The sequence below is a fragment of the Lysobacter enzymogenes genome (assembly GCF_017168095.1).
Taxonomy (GTDB): domain Bacteria; phylum Pseudomonadota; class Gammaproteobacteria; order Xanthomonadales; family Xanthomonadaceae; genus Lysobacter; species Lysobacter enzymogenes_D.
In genome coordinates this window covers 1-22,501 of sequence record NZ_LXSD01000288.1, presented here as the reverse complement: position 1 = coordinate 22,501, position 22,501 = coordinate 1, and the positions used below count along the sequence as shown (strand labels likewise).

10 protein-coding genes are annotated in these 22,501 nt (G+C 69.3%); all 10 read left to right on the top strand.

Annotation, left to right across the window (positions count from 1 at the left end; genetic code table 11):
• Positions 1-30: 30 nt before the first annotated feature.
• Positions 31-1,752 (top strand): single-stranded-DNA-specific exonuclease RecJ, encoded by a 1,722-nt coding sequence (gene recJ / locus A7A76_RS09055; RefSeq protein ID WP_206410898.1) that lies wholly within the window; start codon positions 31-33, stop codon positions 1,750-1,752.
• Between the two features lie 1,106 nt (positions 1,753-2,858).
• On the top strand, positions 2,859-8,099 hold the full coding sequence (locus A7A76_RS09050) for an Ig-like domain-containing protein (RefSeq protein ID WP_206410897.1): 5,241 nt from the start codon (positions 2,859-2,861) through the stop codon (positions 8,097-8,099).
• A gap of 226 nt (positions 8,100-8,325) precedes the next feature.
• Positions 8,326-11,487, top strand: a complete 3,162-nt coding sequence (locus A7A76_RS09045; protein ID WP_206410896.1) for an Ig-like domain-containing protein — start codon at positions 8,326-8,328, stop codon at positions 11,485-11,487.
• 278 nt (positions 11,488-11,765) lie between these two features.
• Complete coding sequence (locus A7A76_RS09040) at positions 11,766-15,317, top strand: hypothetical protein (protein ID WP_206410895.1); 3,552 nt, start codon at positions 11,766-11,768, stop codon at positions 15,315-15,317.
• Positions 15,318-15,366: 49 nt separating this feature from the next.
• Positions 15,367-17,298 carry a GEVED domain-containing protein gene (locus A7A76_RS09035; RefSeq protein ID WP_206410894.1) on the top strand — a complete coding sequence of 644 codons (1,932 nt, stop codon included), beginning with the start codon at positions 15,367-15,369 and terminating at the stop codon, positions 17,296-17,298.
• Positions 17,299-17,454: 156 nt separating this feature from the next.
• Complete coding sequence (locus A7A76_RS09030; protein ID WP_206410893.1) at positions 17,455-17,814, top strand: DNA-binding protein; 360 nt, start codon at positions 17,455-17,457, stop codon at positions 17,812-17,814.
• Positions 17,815-17,875: 61 nt separating this feature from the next.
• The gene (locus A7A76_RS09025) at positions 17,876-18,199 is read left to right on the top strand and encodes a hypothetical protein (protein WP_206410892.1); all 324 of its coding nucleotides are present in this window, start codon (positions 17,876-17,878) and stop codon (positions 18,197-18,199) included.
• Between the two features lie 62 nt (positions 18,200-18,261).
• Positions 18,262-19,371, top strand: a complete 1,110-nt coding sequence (locus A7A76_RS09020; RefSeq protein WP_206410891.1) for a reprolysin-like metallopeptidase — start codon at positions 18,262-18,264, stop codon at positions 19,369-19,371.
• Between the two features lie 6 nt (positions 19,372-19,377).
• Positions 19,378-20,472 (top strand): FG-GAP repeat domain-containing protein, encoded by a 1,095-nt coding sequence (locus tag A7A76_RS09015; RefSeq protein WP_206410890.1) that lies wholly within the window; start codon positions 19,378-19,380, stop codon positions 20,470-20,472.
• 272 nt (positions 20,473-20,744) lie between these two features.
• On the top strand, positions 20,745-22,501 hold a 1,757-nt coding region (gene glmS / locus A7A76_RS09010), incomplete at its 3' end, for a glutamine--fructose-6-phosphate transaminase (isomerizing) (RefSeq protein ID WP_206410884.1).

Below are 22,501 nucleotides of genomic sequence, written 5' to 3'. Positions count from 1 at the left end.
CGTGCCCCTCGCGCGTTCGGAGCGGCGGCGTTGAAGCCGGCCGCACGCCTGCGCCGGCGCGAGCCGGCAATCGAAGGGCAGTGGCCCGACTCGATTCCGCCGCTGCTGCAGCGCATCTACGCCGCGCGCGGCGCGACCTGCATCGAACAGGCCCAGCCCCGGCTCGCCCAGTTGCTGCCGCCCGACGGCATGCTCGGCCTGGACCGCGCCACCGAACTGCTGGCCGCGGCGATCGCCGCCGACCGCCATATCCTGGTGGTCGGCGATTTCGATTGCGACGGCGCCACCGCCTGCGCGGTCGGCGTGCGCGGCCTGCGCCTGCTCGGCGCGAAGCGGGTCTCGCACGCGGTGCCCAACCGCATCGTGCACGGATACGGTTTGTCGCCGGCGCTGGTGGAAGAACTGGCGCAGCTGCAACCGGATCTGCTCGTCACCGTCGACCACGGCATCGCCTGCCACGCCGGCATCGAGGCCGCGCGCGCGCGCGGCTGGCAGGTGCTGGTGACCGATCACCACCTGCCCGGCGAAACCTTGCCGCCGGCCGACGCCATCGTCGATCCGAACCAGCCCGGCGATGCGTTCCCGAGCAAGATGCTGGCCGGCGTCGGGGTGATGTTCTACGTGCTGCTGGCGCTGCGCCGGCGCCTGCGCGAAGCCGGCGCGTTCGGCGCCGGCCACAGCGGCCCGGACCTGAGCCAACTGCTCGATCTGGTCGCGGTCGGCACCGTCGCCGACCTGGTTCCGCTCGACGCCAACAACCGCGCATTGGTCGCCGCCGGCCTGCGCCGGTTGCGTGCAGGGCAGGGCGGCGCCGGCCTGCGCGCGCTGATCGAAGTCTCGCAGCGCGACCATCGCCGCCTCACCGCGGCCGACATCGGCTATGCGCTGGCGCCGCGGCTCAACGCCGCCGGACGCCTGGAAGACATGGCGCTGGGCATCGAATGCCTGCTGACCGAAAACCCGGCGCAGGCGCGCGAAATCGCCGCCACGCTCAACGACATCAACGCCGAGCGGCGCGCGGTGCAGCAGCAGATGACCGACGAGGCCGAGCGCGCGTTCGCGCGCGTGGCGTTCGATCCGGCGGCCGCGCCGCTCGCGCCGTGCCTGTTCGACCCGGACTGGCATCCCGGCGTGGTCGGCCTGGTCGCATCGAAGATGAAGGAACGCCTGCACCGCCCGGTGATCGCGTTCGCGCCGGCCGAGCCCGGCAGCGCCCAGCTGCGCGGCTCGGCGCGTTCGATTCCCGGCTTCCATATCCGCGACGCGCTGGCCGACGTGGCTTCGCGCCATCCCGAGTTGATCGAGCGCTTCGGCGGCCACGCCATGGCCGCGGGCCTGTCGCTGCACCGCGACGCGTTCGAGCCGTTCCGCGCCGCCTTCGACGCGGTCGCGCGCGCGGCGCTGACGCCGGAGCTGCTGCAGGCCGACGTGCTCAGCGACGGTGCGCTGGCGCCGGCCGAGTTCGACCGCCGCCACGCCGAATCGCTGCGCGACGGCGGGCCGTGGGGGCAGGGCTTCGCCGAGCCGCAGTTCGACGGCGAGTTCGAAGTGCTGTCGTGGCGGGTGCTCGGCGAGCGCCACCTCAAGCTGGAGCTGGGCTGCGAAGGGCGCCGGCTCAACGCCATCGAATTCGGCGGCTGGGACGGCAACAAGCCTTCGCCGTGGGTGCGCATCGCTTATCGGCTGGAGCCGGACGATTACCGCGGCGGCGAGGCGGTGCAGTTGATCGTGGTGCATCGCGAGGCGCTGTAGCTGCGCATCGGCTGCGTCTGGCCCGCGTTGGCCCATGCCGGGCCGGCAACAACCGCATCGCACGCTCGCAACACGCATGAAAGAGCGGGGGCACGCACGCGCGGCGCCATGCCCCCGCGGCGGGCCTCGCTGGACGGAGCCGACGGAGGACGGCGCGGCCCACCCGCCGACGCCATGGTCCGGCGCGGCCGCCGGCGGATACGAGAACGGGTTGGAAGATCGGCGCTGATGAGCACGGCGCATAAGCCTGATCGGACCGGTCGGCGCGCTCGGCCGAACGCTTCGCGCCGACGACTCTTGCGCGGATAAAGTTCGCCGCCGACATCGCCGCATCGACGTTTTGCGTCCGGCCAGCGCTGCCTCCGGGCAGGCGCTGGGGTTCGCGCGCAAAAACTATGCAAAACATGAGCGTAAAGAATGTCTTCTGTCCTCGCAGTAGCGCGGAAGCGTGATCGCGCTGGGTGCTTCAGTGTGCAAATTTGAGCCGATCGGCATCACGGGTTGTGTAGCTTTTTGCTTATAAAAAATACGTATAAGAAACGCCGCGAGGTCGCGGGCGGCGTGCTTTCGGCGCGTCGCCGATGTAGGCGCCAATCATGCTCATTGAATGAGTATTTAGTGTGTAATCGCTTCGCGCTAAGCCTTTGAACGGCCGGCCGATGCCGCGAAACGTCGAGGGCGTCGTCGGCGCTTGCGGGATTTGATAATCGTTTTCGACTGCGTTTTTTCAGGCGTTTTTTAGGCACATAAAAAATCCCTGCATCCTTGCTGGATGTCGCACAAACATGCCGTTGGTGAGTATTTGCATGCTTGACAGGCGAATTCCTGCAGATATTTTTCCTGCAACCGACCTCGGTTCAGTTGCGTCAAACACTTGAGTCACAGGGGCGGTCGCGTTCGGCAGCATCGAGCGTGCCGGTGGAGTGACGAAGTTCTTGCAGTTCCGCCGTCCGGCCGAGGCCCGGGCGTTGCGGCAAAACGGGTTCCCGACACGATGCGCCCGACCGGCGCGCGGACCCGCGGGCGTGTGCACCGAAGACAACGATGGCTGGGCTGCGCGACCGCTGCGCGGCGTGTCTGTGCGTGGAAAAAAGAGGGATCACACCATGAATTCGAACGCTCTCGGCAAGCCTTGTAGGTGGTTCGGATGCATGCTGCAGGCGCTGCTATGCGTCATGGCGCTGGCGAGCCAGCCAGCCGTCGCGCAGACCGTGACCAACACCGCCACGGTGTCCGCGCCCGCCAACGGCGTCGATCCGACGCCCGCCAACAACAGCGCGTCCGACACCGACACGGTGCTGTCGCCGCAGTTGACGATGGCCAAGAGCCACACCGGCAACTTCACCGTCGGCAGCAACGGCACGTACACGCTGACGGTCAGCAACACCAGCACCGCCGCCGACGGCGCGCCGACCTCCGGCACGATCACGATCACCGACACCCTGCCTGCCGGGCTCGCATTCGTCTCCGGCACCGGCATCGGCTGGACCTGCAGCGCCAGCGGCCAGGTCGTGACCTGCACCAGCACCACGCCGATCGCCGTCGGCGCCAGCAGCGCGGTGACCTTGACGGTGTCGGTCGGCAACGCCGCCGTCGGCACCACGACCAACACCGCGCGCGTCAGCGGCGGCAACGATCCGACCTGTCCGGCCGCGCCCGCCACGGCGGCGGCGCGTTGCAGCGCCAGCGATCCGACCCAGGTCGCCGGCGCGGCCGACCTGTCGTTGAGCAAGACGGTCGACAATCCCAACGCGGCGATCGGCAGCAACGTCACCTTCACCCTGACGGTCGCCAACGCCGGCCCGTCCGATGCCAGCAACGTGGTCGTCACCGATCAGTTGCCGGCCGGCTTCACCTTCGTGTCCTCCACCGGCGCGGGCAACTACAACGCCGGCACCGGCGTGTGGCAGGCCGGCACGATCGCGGCCGGCGCCAGCGCCAGCCACAGCATCGTCGCCACCGTCAACGCGGCCGGCTCCCACGTCAACAACGCCGAAGTCACCAGCGTCGACCAGCACGATCCCGATTCCACTCCGGGCGACGGTAGCGGCGACGACTTCGGTTCCGTAACCGTCACGCCGTCGATCTCCGCGGACATCGCCACGACCAAGACGCTGACCACCGCCGGGCCGTACCGGGCCGGCCAGTCGGTGTCGTTCAATATCGTGGTCACCAACAACGGCCCATCGCCGGCGAGCAACATCGCCGTCGCCGACACGCCGACCAACCTTACCCTCGGCACGGTCGGCGGCGCCTGCAGCGCGCTGCCGTGCACGATCGCCAGTCTCGCCGCGGGCGCGTCGGCGACGATCACCGTCGCCGCCACGATCGGCACCGACGGCGCGTTCTCCAACGCCGCCACCGCGACCCTGCCGGCGGGGCAGACCGATCCCACCCCGGGCAACAACACCGGCACCGCCAGCGGCACCGCCGCGCCGGCCGCCGACGTCGCGGTGCAGAAGACCCTGACCACCGCCGGCGTGATCGTCGCGGGGCAGAGCGTGACCTACCAGATCGTGGCGACCAACCACGGCCCCTCGGTCGCGACCGGCTTCGTGCTGAGCGACACGCCGAGCAACATCGCCATCACCGCGGTCAGCGGCGCGGGCTGCACCGCGTTCCCGTGCACCTTGGGCAGCATTCCGGTCAACGGCAGCGCCACGGTCACGGTGACCGCGACGGTCGGCGCCACCGGCGGCGCGTTCAACAACAGCGCCACCGCGGCCGCGCCGGCCGGCACCACCGATCCGGTGCCCGGCAACAACAGCGACGATGCGCCGGCCACCGCCGGCGCGCGCCCGATCAACGCCAATCCCGATACGCCGCCGGCGGTCAACGGCGGCAGCGGCGGCACCACCGTCAGCGTCGTGGCCAACGACACGCTCGGCGGCCAGCCGGTGACCGTCGGCGCCGGCGGCAACGCGACGCTGACGCCCGGCACCCGCCCGAACCCGGGCCTGACGATGAACCCCGACGGCACCATCGCCGTCGCGCCCGGCACGCCGGCAGGCACCTACACCTATCCGTACACGATCTGCGAAGTCGCCAACCCGACCAACTGCGCCACCAGCAACGCCACGGTGACGGTGAATCCGTCCGACCTCGTCGCCAATCCCGACGACTACAGCGGCACGCCGATCAACGGCGCCGGCGGCGGCAGCACGCCCTCGGTGCTCGGCAACGACACGATCAACGGCCAGCCCGTCGCCGTCGGCAGCGGCGGCAACGCCACGCTGACGCCGGGCGCGAGCCCGAATCCGGGCCTGACGATGAATCCGAACGGGACCATCGCCGTGGCCCCGGGCACGCCGGCCGGCACCTACACCTATCCGTACACGATCTGCGAGCGGCTCAACCCGGGCAACTGCCGCACCACGACCGCGACCGTCGTAGTCAGTGCCGCGCCGATCGTCGCCAACCCCGACGATTACACCGGCACGCCGATCAACGGCGGCAGCGGCGGCAATACGCCGTCGGTGATCGGCAACGACACGATCAACGGCCAGCCGGTCGCGGTCGGCAGCGGCGGCAACGCCACGCTGCGGCCGGGCACCAGCCCGAACCCGGGCCTGACGATGAACCCCGACGGCACCATCGCCGTCGCGGTGGGCACGCCGGCCGGCACCTACACCTATCCGTACACGGTGTGCGAGGCGCTCAACCCGAACAACTGCGCCACCAGTCAGGCCACCGTCGTGGTCACCGCCGCGCCGTTGGTGGCGACGCCCGATACCGCGACGACGCCGCAGAACACGCCGGCCGTCACGCCGGTGCTGAGCAACGACACGCTCAACGGCCAGCCGATCGACCCGAGCAAGGTCGTGGCGACCGTGCCGACGCCGCCTGCCCACGGCACGGTGACGGTCAATCCGGACGGCACCATCGCCTACACGCCGAATCCGAACTTCTCCGGCACCGACACCTACACCTACCAGGTCTGCGAAAAGCTCAATCCGGCCAATTGCGCCACCGCCACGGTGACGGTGACCGTGCAGCCCAACCAGGTCACGGCCACCGACGACACCGTCGACACGCCGGCCAACACGCCGCGGACGATCCCGGTGCTCGGCAACGACACCACCACCGGCGCGCCGCTGGATCCGGCCTCGGTGACCTTGCCGACGCCGCCGGCGCACGGCACGGTGGTGGTGAATCCCGACGGCACGGTGACCTACACGCCGACGCCGGGCTATCTGGGCGACGACAGTTTCGTCTACCAGGTCTGCGACCATTCGACGCCGACCCCGGTGTGCGACACCGCGACCGCGACGATCCGCGTGACCGGCAGCCCGCCGGTCGCCAATCCCGACAACGAGGACGTCGCCACCGGCCACGCCGGCGAGCCGCTGGTGATCGCGGTGCTCGGCAACGACACCGATCCCGACGGCAACATCGATCCGGCCTCGGTCCTGCTGGTCGGCCCCGGCGTCAGCGGCGACGGCAAGACCCTGACGGTCCCGGGCGAGGGCGTGTGGACGGTGAACCCGAACGGCACGCTGACCTTCGCGCCCGCGCCGGGCTTCGTCGGCGAAGCCACGCCGGTGCAGTACACCGTCGCCGACACCACCGGCCTGCGCTCGCAGCCGGCCACGGTGCGCGCCAACATCCTCGGCAATGTGCGCCTGCGCATCGTCAAGACCGCGCAACCGCGCGACGTGCGCATCGGCGATCTGGTCCGCTACACGCTCAGCATCGAAAACGTCGGCGACGCCGACGCGGTCGATGCGACCGTGATCGACACGCCGCCGCCGGGCTTCAGCTACGTGTCCGGTTCGCTCAGCGTGGCCGACCGCGACGGCGCCGGGCGCCAGACCGGCAATTACCCGATCCGCGTCGATCAAGTCGACATCGCCCGCGGCGAACGCGCCACCATCGCCTACCTGCTGCGGGTCGGTGCCGGCGTGCGGCCCGGCACGCACATCAACCGCGCCATCGCCCAGGACAACGGCGCCACCGTGTCCAATACCGCGCAGGCCGAAGTGCGCCTGGTCGCCGATCCGCTGCTGGACGAATCGCTGATCCTCGGCAGCGTGTTCGACGATCGCGACGGCGACGGCTGGCAGGACCGCGCCTCGCTCGAGCATGTGCGCGTGCAGGGCGGCTTCGCGGCCGAGGCCTACGTGCCGGGTTCGACCACCCTCGATCGCGGCGACGGGCCCAAGCCGCTCAGCGATGCGAGCGCGCCGCTGCTGCACGGCATCGACCTCGGCACGCTCGCCGGCCGCGCGTCCGACGCCGATCCGGCGCCGGTGACGACGATCGCCCAGACCTTGCGCGAACCGCGCTTCACCGGCGACTTCGCCTTGCGCGGCGGCGACGGCGTCGAACTGCGCATGGACGCCGACGGCCGCAGCACCGTGCAGCGCAGCGGCCGCGCCGCCAAGGGCCTGGACGCCGCCGCGCCGCGGGTCGAGCGCCGCGTCGTTCCGGTCGAAGGCGGGGTGCGGGTCGAGTACGCGATCTACAACGACGGCGTCGACGAACGCGGCATCCCCGGCGTGCGCATCGCTTCGGTCGAGGGCCTGCTGATCGAAACCGATCCGTTCGGGCGCTATCACCTCGAAGGCATCCCCGGCGGACCGTGGGAACGCGGGCGCAATTTCATCCTCAAGGTCGATCCGGCGACCTTGCCGCCGGGCACGGTGCTGACCACCGCCAATCCGCTGCTGCGCCGGATCACTCCAGGCCTGCCGGTGCGCTTCGACTTCGGCGCGAAGCTGCCGCCGGGCGCGGCGGAACCGGCGCCGCAGGAGGTCGAGATGCGCCTCGACGAGGTGATCTTCGAACCCGGCAGCGCGCGCATCGGCGACAAGTATTCGCCGGTGATCGACGCCATCGCCCAGCAGATCCAGCGTCATCCCGGCAGCGAAGCCGCCATCGCGGCCAACGGCGAAACCCAGGCGCTGGCCTACCGGCGCGCCGCCGCGGTGCGCGACGCCTTGCTGTCCAGGCTGCCGCCCGAGCAAGCCGCGCAGGCCAAGGTCGCGCTGCGCGCCGATGTGGACGGCGCGCCCGCGACCGTGGCCACCGTCGGCGAATCCGCGCGCCTGGGCACGCTGCTGTTCGACACCGGACAGGCGCGGATCCGCCCGCAATACCGCGACCTGCTCGCGGCCATCGCCGCCGACCTGGAGCAGCGCGGCGGCGGCGCGGTCAGCGTGGTCGGTTACGCCGACGCGCGCGGCGACACCGAGGCTAACGACCGCCTCGGCCTGGCGCGCGCCAAGGCCGTGCAGGAAGCCATCGCCGCGCGGCTGAGCCCGGCGGCGCGGGCCCGGTTGACGGTGCGGGTGGAGCGCGATCCGCAGGCGCCGATCGCGGGCGCAGGCAAGGAGGGCGCGCCGTGACGCGCGGCGCGACGTCCCTGCGGTAGCGCCGGACAGCGAAGCCGCGGACGCGCGACGGCACCGCCGCGCGCCCGCATCGATTCAACCATGAACTCAGACCGAGCACGGACGCACTCCCCAGCGGAAGCAGAGGAAGATCGGCATGACTCCTGAAGCGGCGACGAGACGCGCAAGGCGATACCGGATCGGCCCGGCGAGGAACGGCGGCGTCCTCGCGGGACGGTCCGTGCGCCTGTGGCTGGTCGCGCTGGCGTTCGGGTTGGCGTTGCAGGCGCTGGCGTTCCAGGCGCAGGCGCAAGTCGTCGCCAACGACGACGACTTCAGCGCGACGCCGATCAACGCGAGCACCGGGCCGACGCCGTCGGCGGTGAACAACAACGACACCTTGGACGGGCGAGCGATCGCGGTGTCCGAGATCCAGCTGTATCCCGGCAACGCCGCGGGCGGACTGGTCATCATGCAGACCGACGGACGCATCTATGCCCTGCGTGGAGCGCCCGCAGGCACCTATGTCGTGTCGTACGCGATATGCCGGCGCGACGTCCCGCAGATTCCGGCCAATTGCGACGGCGCCGATGCGACGGTGGTCGTGTCGGGGGCGCCCTTCGACACCTCCGACCTGGCCGTCGGAGTGAGCATGTCGCCCGGCGGGCCGGTGCATCCGGGCCAGGCCTTGACGTTTACCGTCACCACGGCCAACAACGGCCCGGATGCGCGCGCGACGATGGAAGTCGCACTCGCGAACGACACCAACCTGACCGTCGGCACCGTCAGCGGCGGCGGCTGCACCGCACTGCCTTGTTCGGTCGTGCCGGGGAGCACGATCACGGTTATGGCGACCGTCAATTCCACCGGCACGACGGCCTTCGCCGTCGCGGCGAACGTGCCGTCCGGCCAAGTGTTCGACCCCGACATCACGAACAATCGAGCCGCGGTGACCACCACCTCGGCGCTGGATATCCGCTTTGGAATGACCTCGCGCGTGCTGAGCCCGGGGCCGTGGCTGGCGGGGCAGTCGGTACAGATCGAAGTCGTCGCCCGCAACGACGGCGACAACGATGCCACCTCGGCGGAGATACAGCAGGTGGGCCTGCGCAATCTCGCCTTCAGCGAGCCCAGTTCGCAGCCGAACTGTTCGCCGGACGGCTCATGCGGGCAATTCAACCTGGCCGCGCACTCCACGTTCCGGCAGGTGCTGACCGGCCGAATACTGCAGGCCGGTGGGTTCCAGGTCAGCCATTCCGTCGGCCAGACCGGAAGCGGAGCCCCGGGCGCGGGCTCTACCGCGTTCGGCTCGGCGCAGCAGGCCACGGACATCCAGTCCGAGCACCGCCTGTTGACGCCGGGGCCTTATTACCCGGGACAGACGGTGGAGTTCGAGGCCGCGGTCAGCAACCTCGGTCCGTATCCGGTCAGTGCTCTGTATTCCACCAGCAATGCGCGGAATCTGCGCGATATCCGATGGAGCGGGGCTTGCGGCTCCACGAACTGCAGACTGGGGAGCCTGAATGTGGGCGGGCGCTACGTCATTCGGGTCACCGGCGTTGTGATCGCGCCGGGAACGTTCTGGCATCAGATCATTTTCAGCCAGATCGACATGCCCGAAGTGAACGACCGCAACGACGGGGCGTTATCGGAAGCCATCGCCATCCCGTTCCCGGTGCTGGCCCAGGACGACGCCTTCGCGCCCGTTCCCGGCTCGAGCGGCGGCGTCACGCCCTCGGCCTTGCTCAACGACACCTTCAACGGCCAGCCGGCGACCGTCGGCGCGGGCGGCAATGTGGTGCTCACCCCCGGCGCCAGCCCGCATCCGGGATTGACGATGAACGCCGACGGCAGCATCGCCGTCGCGCCGGGCACGGCCTCGGGGCAGTACGCGTATCCGTACACGCTGTGCGAGGCGGCGCTGCCGAGCAACTGCGACAGCGGCACGGCCACGGTGACCGTGGACGCCGCGACCCTGGTCGCCGCGGACGACCGGGCCGAGACCAGGCTCAGGACTCCGGTGGTTCTGGCGCTGCTCGGCAACGATACCCTCAACGGTGCGCCGATCGTCGCGGGCGAAGTGACGCTGGCCATCGCGACCGAGCCGGCCAACGGCAGCGTGAGCTTGAACGCCGACGGCAGCGCGACCTACGTGCCGACGCGCAACGCGCCCGGCGCCGACAGCTTCACCTACCGGATCTGCGAGACGCTCAACCCCGGCAACTGCGCCACCGCGATCGCGACGATCCTGGTGGGCGCGACCGCGCCGACCGCCAACCCGGACGGCGACGGCGCGACCGGCCCGGCCGGCGAGCCGCTGACGTTGGCCGTCCTCGACAACGATACCGACCCGGACGACGACATCGATCCTGCCTCGCTGTTGTTGATCGGTGGCGACGGCAAGACCCTGACGGTGCCGGGCGAGGGCACCTGGACGGCGAATCCGAACGGCACGCTGACCTTCGCGCCGCTGCCCGGTTTCGTCGGCGACCTCACCCCGGTGCAGTACACCGTCGCCGACGCCACCGGCCTGCGCTCGCAACCGGCTTCGGTGCGCGGAAGCATCGTCGGCCGCGCGCGGCTGAACATCGTCAAGACCGCGCAACCGCGCGAGGCGCGCATCGGCGACCTGGTGCGCTACACCCTGAGCATCGACAACAGCGGCGACGCCGACGCGGTCGATGCGACCGTGATCGATACGCCGCCGCCGGGCTTCAGCTACGTGCCCGGTTCGCTCACCGTCGCCGATCGGGACGGCGACGGCCGCCTGACCGGCAACCACCCGATCCGCATCGACCGCATCGACATCGCCCGCGGCGAGCGCGCCACTATGGTTTACCTGCTGCGGGTCGGCGCCGGCGTGCGGCCGGGCATCCACGTCAACCGCGCCATCGCCCAGGACAACGGCGTCGTCGTGTCCAACCTCGCCCAGGCCGAAGTGCGGCTGCTCGCCGATCCGCTGCTCGACGAGTCGCTGATCCTCGGCACGGTATTCGACGACCGCAACGGCAACGGCTGGCAGGACGCGGGCGAGGCAGGCATTCCCGGCGTGCGCATCGCCTCGGTCGAAGGCCTGTTGATCGAAACCGATCCGTTCGGCCGCTACCACCTCGAAGGCATCCAGGGCGGGGCGTGGGAACGCGGCCGCAACTTCATCCTCAAGGTCGATCCGGCCACGCTGCCGCCGGGCACGGTGCTGACCACACCCAATCCGCTGCTGCGCCGGATCACCCCGGGCCTGCCGGTGCGCTTCGACTTCGGCGCCCGGCTGCCGGCGACGGCCGGCGACAGCAGCCACAGCAGCACACCAGCGGCCGCCGAGGCGGCAAGAAGCGGATCGAACAACCGTGTCGAACGCGCCACCCCAGCGCCGACAGCGCGCAGTCAGGAGAGGACGCCGTGATGAGCCTGAAGATGAAACTGCTGGATTACTCCCTGCTGTGCGTCATCGCGAGCCTTTCGGCGCAAGCGGGCGCGCAAACGTCTGCCGCATCGCCCTTCGCCGGCGGCGCGATAGCGCGCGCCGCGGCCTGGGCCGCAGCTGCGGGCGCATCGGCGGCTGTATCGGCCGACGCGGCGTCGGCAGCGCCGGCGGCCGCACCGCTCCCGGGTGACGCCGTGCCGGCGCCGGTCGCGGTCGATTGCGGCCGCGAAGGCTGCCGCGACCAACAGGGCCTGGTCATGCGCGTATACACGCGCGGCGAGCGCGTGCCGGCGACGCAGGGCACCGATGCCCATGCCTCGGCCGAAACGCTGCAGCCCGACCGCCGCGTCGAAATCGCCCGCGACGACGCCCCGGGCAAGCCCGGCCACGCCGTTGCCACCGGTAAGTGGAGCGCGCGTTTGCCTGGCGCAGGCGTGATCTGGGCCACCGAAGATCCCAACCTCGGCCAGCCCGAACTCAACGTGTCCGCGCCGAGCCTGGTGTCCTTCGACGGGCGCAAGGTCGTCAAGCCGGTGCCGTTCTACCTGCAGAACAACTATGCGGCCTTCATCCGCCGCGCCGAGGTGCTGATCTACCGCGCCAGCGACGGCGACCTGGTCGAGCCGCTGGCCAAGGTGCCGCTGCCGGCCGGCGCCACCGCCAGTGCCGAGTGGAACGGCGAGCTGCCGCAGAACTTCGAGGCGCGCGCCGGCGACGAGCTGGTCTACCTTGTGCGCGCCTACGGCGAGGACGGCGCGTTCGACGAAACCTTTCCGCGCAAGCTGCAACTGGTGCGTCCGGAGGAAGCCGAACGCGGCGCGCAGCAACTGCGCCGCGCGGTCGAGCAGCGCTACGGCGACGCCTTCAGCGCCGAACAGGCGCAGCAGCGCAGCCTGATCGACCAGGCCTTCGGCGAAAACGGCCTGCGCCAGCAGAACATCCGCATCTACGGCTCGCGCATCCGCATCCAGGGCCGCGGCCTGCCCGAAAACGCCAGCGTGACCATCAACGGCCAGTCGCAGCCGGTCGATCTGGAAGGCAAGCTCGCTGCCGAATACCTGGTGCCGGTCGGCCGCCATCGCTTCGACATCGCCGTCGACGGCAAGGACGGCCCGCTCCAGCGCGAGCTCGATGTCGACGTCAGCGGCAAGTACCTGTTCGCGATCGCGCTGGCCGACGTGACCGTGTCGAAGAACCGCGCCTCGGGCTCGGTCGAGGCGCTGGGCGCGGATGCCGAACGGCTGGACGACAGCCTGTTGGTCGACGGCCGGCTGGCGTTCTATCTGAAAGGAAAATTCAAGGGCAAGTACCTCGTCACCGCCCAGGCCGACACCCAGGAGCGCGAGGTCAGCGAACTGTTCAACGGCTTCTGGGACGCCGACCCGCAGGACGTGTTCCGCCGCCTCGATCCGAACCTGTACTACCCGGTCTACGGCGATGACTCCACCGTCTACCGCGACGTCGACACGATGGGCCGGCTGTACCTGCGCGTGGACTGGGACAAGAACCAGGCGCTGTGGGGCAACTTCGATACCGGCATCACCGGCACCGAGTACGGCCAATACTCGCGCGCTCTTTACGGCGGCGCGTTCGAATGGCGCTCGCAGCGCACCACGAATCTCGGCGAGGCGGGCACCACGCTGCGCGCATTCGGGTCGGAAGCGCAGACCGCGCCGGGCCACAGCGAATTCCTCGGCACCGGCGGCAGCCTGTACTACCTCAAGCACACCGACGTGCTGCCGGGCTCGGAACGGCTGGTCATCGAAGTGCGCGACGACACCACCGGCCGGGTCGAGAACCGGATCGAACTGCATCGCGGCGCCGACTACACCATCAACGAGATGCAGGGCCGCGTGGAACTGTCGCGGCCGCTGCTGATGCGCGCCGACCGCGCCAACCTGCCGCGGCTGACCCTCGATACGCCGCTCGACGGCCTCAGCCAGGTGCTGCTGGTCGATTACGAATACGTCCCGCGCGGTTTCGACCCCGACGACGTCACCCTCGGCGTGCGCGGCAAGCACTGGTTCGGCGAGCACGTCGCGGTCGGCGCGACCTATGTCGACGAGAACCGTTCCGGCGAGGACTACACCCTCAAGGGCGCGGACGTGACCCTGCAGGCTGGGCGCGGCACCTACCTCAAGCTCGAACACAGCCGCACCCAGGCCACCAGCGCGCCGGTGTTCTTCTCCGGCAACGGCGGCCTGAGCTTCGTCCAGCGCAACGCCGCGCTCGGCGCGCGCGCGGGCAGCGCGCGCGCGGTCGAGGCGCGGGCCAACTTCAAGGAACTGGGCTGGACCCGCGACGACTGGGCGGCCGGCGCGTGGTGGCGCAAGGTCGATGCCGGCTATTCGATCAGCCGATTCGACCAGGGCCAGGACATCGAAGAGCGCGGCGCCGAGCTGACCGGCATGATCGGCCAGCGCTTCCAGCTGTACTCGCGCTTCAGCAAGGCCGAGCGCGGGCAAGAGTCGTTCACTCAGGCGCAGCTCACCGGCGAATGGCGCATCGACGAGGACAACACGCTCGGCGCCGAGTTGCGCCGGGTCGAGGAAGAGCGCGCCGCCGGGCCGTCGGCCGATGCGGTCGGCACGCTGGCCGCGCTGCGTTACCTGCGCCGGGTCGGCACGAGCTGGGAGTGGTCCGGCACCGCGCAGAAGACCCTCGACGACGACCACGGCAAGTACCGCGACAACGACGCGCTGACCCTCGGCGGCAAGTACCTGTTCGGCGACCTGTCCAGCGTCGGCGCCGAAGTCACCAGCGGCGACCGCGGCGACGCGGCCCGCGTCGATGCCGAGTACCGGCTCACGCCCGACCACAGCTTCTACGCCGCCTACACCCATTCCACCGACCGCAGCGAGTACGACCCGCTGTTCAACCGCCGGCAGACGCCGGGCTGGACCCTGGGCCAGCGCTGGCGCCTGTCGAACCAGGTCAACCTGTTCAACGAAAGCCAGTTCCTCAAGGAGCCCGACGCCTCCGGCCTCGCCCACACCTTCGGCATGGATTTCTATCCGGGCGACAACTGGAACCTCGGCTTCACCCTGCAATCGGCGCAGCTCGACAAGGACGTGGGGCAGGTGGACCGCGACGCGATCAGCCTCAGCGGCGGCCGCACCAATGCCGATACCCAGTGGCAGAGCAAACTGGAATGGCGCCGCGATTCAGGCGCCGAGCGGCGCGAGCAGTGGGTCAGCACCAATCGCCTGCTGCACAAGTTCAACGAGAGCTTGCGCATCGCCGCGCGCATCAACTATTCGAAGACCGAAGACCAGCTGCAATCCGCCGCCGGCGCCAAGTTCGTCGAAGCCAACCTCGGCTTCGCCTGGCGGCCGTTCGACAGCACCGTGTGGGCGCTGCTGGGCAAATACACCTACCTGTACGACGTGTCGGCGCTGGAACAGGACGGCCCCAACGCCGCGTTCTACGACCAGCGCAGCCAGGTGCTGTCGTTCGAAGGCGTGTACAAGCCCGACCGCCGCTGGGAATACGCGCTCAAGCTGATGCGCCGCGAAGGCGAGGTGCGTTACGGCCGCTTGCAGGGCCAATGGGCGGACTCCGCCGCGACCTTCGCCGCCGGGCAGGTGCGCTACGAGTTCGCCGGCGTCTGGCACGCGCTGGCCGAATATCGCTGGCTCGGCGTCAAGGACGGAGGCGACAAACGCGGCGTGCTGCTCGGCATCGACCGCGACCTCGGCGAGAACTTCCGCATCGGCCTGGGCTACAACTTCACCCAGTTCAGCGACGACCTGACCGATTTCGATTACGACCACCGCGGGGTGTTTCTCAATGTGGTCGGAAAATACTGAGGAAGTGGCGGGAAACCGTCGTGGCATGTCGAGCCGAGGAGAAGAGATGATGAAAGCGTTCCAGTCCTTGGGTTGGAAATCCGTACGGCCCGCAGCCGTCGCCATGCCCTCCTGTCTCGGCAAAGTTGCCGGGGCCGCTTTGCTGACGTTGAGCTGCGTACTGCCGCAAGCGGCATTCGCGCAGGCCTGCGGCAACCTGATCACGGGCGAGTTCGGCGGCACCTTCGGGACTATCTCCACCAATACTCGGCGCAATCTGCAACTGCCCGCGGCCGGGGGCTACACATACGGAGGTGGCGGTGTCAACTCGCTCATTCCGGAGTCCAGATACGTGGTGGTTAGCCGCAACGGATCGGACGATATCCACCCGACCAATGTCCATTGGCAGACTCTGTTCGGCCACAATGCAGGCGGAGCGACCGATGCGAACGACGCCTATCTGGCGGTCAACGGCTCGGGTGCGTCGGGCGTGTTCTTCAGGCAGCAGGTCACGCTGGCGGCCAATGAGCGTTATCGACTGAGCGTGTGGGGGGTCAACGCCGTCAACGAACTGCGCGGCAATCCCGCTGTCGGCGTGCGGATACTCGATTCGTCGGGCACGATCGTAACGACGGCGTCGACGGGCGTGCTACCCGCCAGGACGGGAACGCCGCCGGACTTGGATTCGCCTTGGCGCGAAGCCGCCGTACAGTTCAATTCCGGCGCGGGCGGCACGTTCTTTGTCGAAACCGTCAACCTGTCGACAGCATCCTCGGGCAACGATTTCGCGATCGACGATATCGCGGTCACGCAGGTCGATCCCAACGGATGTCCGCGCGACTTCGGCGATGCGCCCGATACCGGCAGCGGCACCGGCCGTGGCAACTATCAAACGCTGTTGGCGGACAATGGCCCGCGGCACGTGTTGGTCGGTGGCTTGTTCCTCGGCAGCAGCGCCACCGTGGAGAACGATGGGCAGCCGAACGCACTGGCCAATGGCGACGTGGACAACGGTATCGCGGGCGCCCTGGCGCAGATCGTTCCGACGGCGGGAAGTGCCTACAGCGTCAACGTCGGGGTGAGCAATACGACCGGAACCGCCGCGATACTGGCGGGCTTTATCGACTTCAATCGCGACGGCGATTTCGCCGATTCGGGGGAGCGCGTCCAAGTCACCGTCCCACAGCGGGCGACATCGGTAGCGTTGAACTTTACCGTTCCTGCCGGCGCGGTGCCGGGACCCTCGATACTGCGCCTGCGTCTGGCCAGGGACGCGGCGGACGTGGCCACCGCCTTCGGCCCCGCGAGCAGTGGCGAGGTCGAAGACTATCCGGTGCGGATCGGGCCGACGCTGACCCGAGCCAAGACCTGGAATGGGGCCACCGTCGGCCATACCGCCACGCTCACCGCCACGGGACTCGCGGACTTCGTCTCGACGGCGCAGACGCCCTCGGAAACGGATACATCGACTGCTCAGGCTGTTGTCGTCGGCAGCACGATCCAACTGGCGGAGACCTTGGGCGGCGGCGCTACAGCTGGCATGTACGGTACATCGCTTGCGTGCTCCGGCGCTGCGGATACGAATCCGGCGGACGGTCTACTTATCGGCGACCAAGACGAGGACATCGTTTGCACGTTCACCAATGCGCGACATCTCATGGATGTCCGGGTCTCCAAGACCAATACGCCGGCTAGCGGCCCGGTGGACCTGCCCAGCGACGGGGTAGCTGTAGGCGGCACCACGGTCTACACGATCGTCGCCAGCAACGCCGGTCCCTCGGCTGCCGATGGTGCCATCGTCCGCGACTCGCCGGACGCCGCGCTTACCTGCAACCAGGCGCAATGCACCCAGGTCACGGGAGGCGCGGCCTGCCCTGGCGGAGGGGCGCCGCCGCAGACCTTGGCGGTCGCCACGTTGCTGGGAACCGGGCTGACCATACCGACCTTTCCGGTCGACTCCAGCGTGACGATCACGCTGACCTGTACGGTGGGCCATCCGTGATGTCCAGGCGTTGCATGCCGGGTGTGCCTATCTGCCTGAACGTCGGGATGTGGCTGCAGTCTGTCCTGATGGCTGAGTTCAGGACGATTTATGCATGTATCGAGTGTGTCCTGTAGGTGCCAAATGAGGCAGAGATCACGCAAGGAGGATTCGAGCATGAGCCAGCGCGGCTTCCCCGGCTTCTTCGCAACGCTGCAGTACGAAAACTCGCCGCATATCTCGCCGGAGCGCGTCGTGTCCGTGCTCGGGGTCAAGCGGCGCGAGCTGGCCGAGATCTGCCGGCTTCGGCCGGAGCGCTTCCGGCTGGCGCCGACCTCGGCCGACGTGCAGGGCTCGCTGCGGAATCTGGTGCGCGTGCTCGGCGCCGCCTACGACCGCTTCGAGGACGAGCGGCAATTGGTGTTCTGGTTCAAGAACTGCCCGATCGCGCCGTGCGATTACCGCACGCCGGCGGAACTGTGCGCGCAGGGGCGCGCGCTGGACGTGCTCGAATGCCTGGCGACGCAGCGATGCTGAGCGCGCGGCGATGGCGGGGCCGTCGCGGGCGCTTGCGCGCGCGCCGCGCCGGAGCGCGCGCATGAGAACCTTGCGTGCGGCCTGCGAGGCGCAAGTGCGCGAGCTGTGCCGGCAGTGGGCCGTGGCCGTGTTCGAGGCCGGAAAACCGCTGGATCCGGGCCGTTTCGGCGATTTCTACGCCTGGATCGAACGCGCGCATCCGCAGTGCCTGCGCTTCAAGCCCAGCCGCAGCGTCGTGTACTGGGTCGGATTCTGGTTCGAGCAGGAATGCGAGCGCGTGCAGATGCGCCGGGCCGGCGAATCCTGGCTCGTTGCGGCCGCGAGCGAAGACTTCCAGGCGTCTGCGTGCGCGCAAACCCAAGATAACGATCCGCGCAGGCCCTGACGCCGGCCCGCGCGCGCCCGACCGAACAGGGGATTGGTGTTCCTTCACTGGGAGATGCCGTCATGTCCAGAGTGTCGTTGTGGGCCCTTTCCATGGCGATCGCCGCGCCGGCCTTCGCCGCGCCGCCGTCGCTGTTCCAATCGCCGCCGCTGCAGAAAGCCGCGGCGGCCGCCGTTCGCGAGCAGCGGGTGACGCTCAATCCGGTCGCTTTGGAACAGGCCATCCTCGAGCGCGGGATGTGGATCGCCACGCCGTCCGGGCAGCGATTGTTCGCGCGCACCTCGCGCCACCAGTTCCTGCCCGACGGCACCTTGCTGTGGGTCGGCAAGGTCCGGATCGGGGACGGCAGCGAACGCACCGTGATGGTCGCCAGCGGTAAGGACGCGTCGTTCGGCGCGCTGGTCAGCGACGACGGCGCGCCGCTCAAGCTGGAGACGCGCAAGGGCGCGACCTATTTGATCGCACCCGATCCCGCGCGCGATGCCGATCGCATCAACGCCGCCAAGGGCATCGCGGCGACGCCCGATTTCGTCGAAGCCAAGCCGATGTTGGCGAGCGCCAGGGACGCGGTGCGGACCCAGGTCGCCCTGGCCAAGGTCGCCGGGCCGGTGGTGGACGTGTTCGTCGGGTATACCCCGGGACTCGTAGCGCGCTACGGGTCGCAGTCGGCGGCGCTGACGCGAATCAATTATCTGGTTTCGGTCACCAACCAGGCCTTCATCGACAGCCAGGTCGATGCGACGTTGCGCCTGGTCGGAACGAAGCAAGTGGCTTATCCGGAGACCGCGACCAACGGCGATGCCCTGGATGCGCTCGGCGACACCAGCGGCGCGGGGCCGTTGCAGGCGCTGCGCGACGCGCGGCGGGCGTCCGGCGCCGACATGCTCGCCATCGTGCGCCCGTTCCTGTCGCCGGAACACGGCAACTGCGGCCTGGCGACGGTCAACGGCAGCAATCTCGGTCCGTACACCACGGCGTCCGGCGCCGGCGCGAACGCCGCGATCAGCGACGGTAGCGACGACAACAGCTCCACCTACTGCAAGGACACCACCTTCAGCCACGAACTCGGCCATAACTGGGGGCTGGTCCACGATGCGGCCAACAGCGACAAGCCCGGGCCGTTTCCCTACACCTTCGGCTGGAAACGCGATCTTCCCGGCGGCGGCTTCTAGACCTTGATGGCGTACGGTTCCTCCGGCCAGTCGCCCGCGCCTTACTACTCCAACCCCGACATCTACCTGTGCAAGGGTCAGCCCTGCGGCGACGCCGGCAGCGCCAACCAGGCGCGCGCGCTGCGCACCACCTTGCGCGTGGCGTCGGCGTTCAACCAGCCGCTGGATCCGATCATCGATCTCGACGGCGACGGCTTCGCCGACCTGGTGATGCAGAAGGACGGGGAAATGGCCTATGTGCTGTACCGCGGCAGCTACGCCGCGCGCGGCGGGCGGCAGACGATGGGGGCCGGATTCCGTCTGGTGGCGGCCGGCGATTTCAATGGCGACCATCGCACCGATCTGGTCTGGAACAGCGACGCGCGCCAGTTGCAGATCTGGATCGCGCAGCCCGATGGCACGTTCGCGAATACGCCCAGGTCGTACACCTCCTGGGATGCGATCGGCGCGGCCGACCTCAACGGCGACGGCAAGGCCGACCTGCTGTTCACCAAGCCCGGCGAGAGCCAGTTGCGCGTGTGGATGATGAACGGCACCGGCACCGCTTCGACCCAATTCTTCGACATCACCCCGGGCTACCGCCTGGTGGCCGCGCGCGATTTCGACGGCGACGGACGGGTCGACCTGATGTGGGCCGACGCCGATCGCCGCCTGCAGTACTGGCGCAATACCGGCGGCGCCACGTTCGCCGTGGTCCAGACCGGCTTGCAGTATCCGCAGGGCTGGCGCCTGGTCGGCAGCGGCGACTTCAACAACGACAACAAGGCCGACCTGGCGTTCAACGACGACGGCGCGCTGCTGCTGTCGGCGGCGACGGTGTGGACCATGGACGGCGGCGCGCGCATCGGCACCCAGTCGGTCAGCGGACCCTTGCTGGAGCTGCTGCACAGCCCGGTCGCGGTGGACCGCTACGGCGGCGCCACCGCCAGCATGCTGTGGACCAGCGCGTTGCGCGATATGTGGATGTCGTTGAACGACGGCACCGGCGAGAACTACACCACCACCAGCGTGTCGACGTATCCGGCCGGCTCGCCGGGTTCGTTCTATCGTAATTATCCGGCCGGTTGGGCGGTGTTCACCGGGGCGCCGATCGCGCCGTAGCGCTGGGTGCGGTAGCGCAATGTGGGATCGCGCGCGCGGCAGCGGCGTGCGCGCGATCCGGCGCCGGGCGGCTTTCGTCCTGGCCCGGTCCGCGGCGCCGATTCAACTCGGGCGTCGGTTGCTCGCGGAGCCGCCCGGGCAGGCCGCGGCGACCGCGCTTGAACCGCAGCTGAGGATTTGCGACGGACGAAGCAGCGTGGCGACGCAGTTCGCGACGGGCGGCAGCGCGCGCGGATAGACTAGCGCACACTCTTCCCCCGGAGTTTTTCAGCATGTGCGGAATCGTAGGCGCGATCGCCGATCGCGATGTGGTGCCGGTCCTGATCGACGGCTTGAAGCGGTTGGAATACCGCGGTTACGACTCGGCCGGCATTGCCGTGTTCGACGGCGCGCAGCTGCGCCGGGTGCGCCGGACCGGGCGCGTGGCGGAGATGGAGGCGGCGGCGCAGTCCGAGGCGTTCAGCGCGCAGGTCGGCATCGGCCACACCCGCTGGGCCACGCACGGCGGAGTCACCGAAGCCAACGCGCACCCGCACATCAGCTTCGGCGAACTGGCGGTGGTGCACAACGGCATCATCGAAAACCACGACGAGCAGCGCGAGCGCCTGCGCGCGGCCGGGTATGCGTTCGAATCGCAGACCGACACCGAAGTGATCGCCCACCTGATCCATTCTTATCTGAAGCAGGGCCACGACCTGCTCGCGGCGGTGCAGTCGGCGGTGCGCGAGCTGGTCGGCGCGTATGCGATCGCGGTGGTGAGCCTCAACGAGCCGGGCCGCCTGATCGCCGCGCGCATGGGCTGCCCGCTGCTGGTCGGCCTGGGCGAGGGCGAGAACTTCGTCGCCAGCGACGTGTCGGCGATCGTGCAGGCCACGCGCCGGGTGATCTTCCTGGAAGAGGGCGACACCGCCGAGGTCACCCGCGCCGCGGTGCGGGTGTTCGATGCGGACGGCGCGCCGATCGAGCGCGACGTGCATTTGTCGGACGTGTCGCTGGCCTCGCTGGAGCTGGGCCCGTACCGGCACTTCATGCAGAAGGAGATCCACGAGCAGCCGCGCGCGATCGCCGACACCATCGAGGCGGTGATGGACAACAACGGCTTCAGCGCGTCGCTGTTCGGCGCGAAGGCCGAAGAAGTCTTCGCCGGCGTCGAGGGCGTGCAGATCCTGGCCTGCGGCACCAGCTATTACGCCGGCCTGACCGCGCGTTACTGGATCGAGGCCATCGCCGGGCTGCCGTGCAAGGTCGAGATCGCCAGCGAATACCGTTATCGCGCCGCGGTGGCGAACCCGAAGCAGCTGATCGTGACGATTTCGCAATCCGGCGAAACGCTGGACACGATGGAAGCGCTGAAGTACGCCAAATCGCTGGGCCACGACAAGACCCTGTCGATCTGCAACGTGCCCGAGAGCGCGATCCCGCGCGCGAGCCAGCTGGTGTACTACACCCGCGCCGGCGCCGAGATCGGCGTGGCCTCGACCAAGGCCTTCACCACCCAGCTGGTGGCGCTGTTCACCCTGACCGCGACGTTGGCCAAGCTGCGCGGCGCGCTCAGCGACGCACAGGAGGCCGAATACCTCGACGCGCTGCGCCACCTGCCGGGCAGCGTGCAGCACGCGCTGAACCTGGAGCCGCAGGTGGCCGGCTGGGCCGAGCGTTTCGCGCCCAAGCACCACGCGCTGTTCCTGGGCCGCGGCGTGCATTACCCGATCGCGTTGGAAGGCGCGCTCAAGCTCAAGGAAATCTCCTACATCCACGCCGAGGCGTACCCGGCGGGCGAGCTCAAGCACGGCCCGCTGGCGCTGGTGGACGCGGCGATGCCGGTGGTGGTGATCGCGCCGAACGACAAGCTGCTGGAGAAGGTGAAGTCGAACATCCAGGAAGTGCGCGCGCGCGGCGGCGAGATGTTCGTGTTCGCCGACCTGGACAGCCACTTCGGCGAATCCGAGCAGGTGCACGTGATCCGCACCCCGCGCCACGTCGGCGTGCTGTCGCCGGTGGTGCATGCGATTCCGGTGCAGTTGCTGGC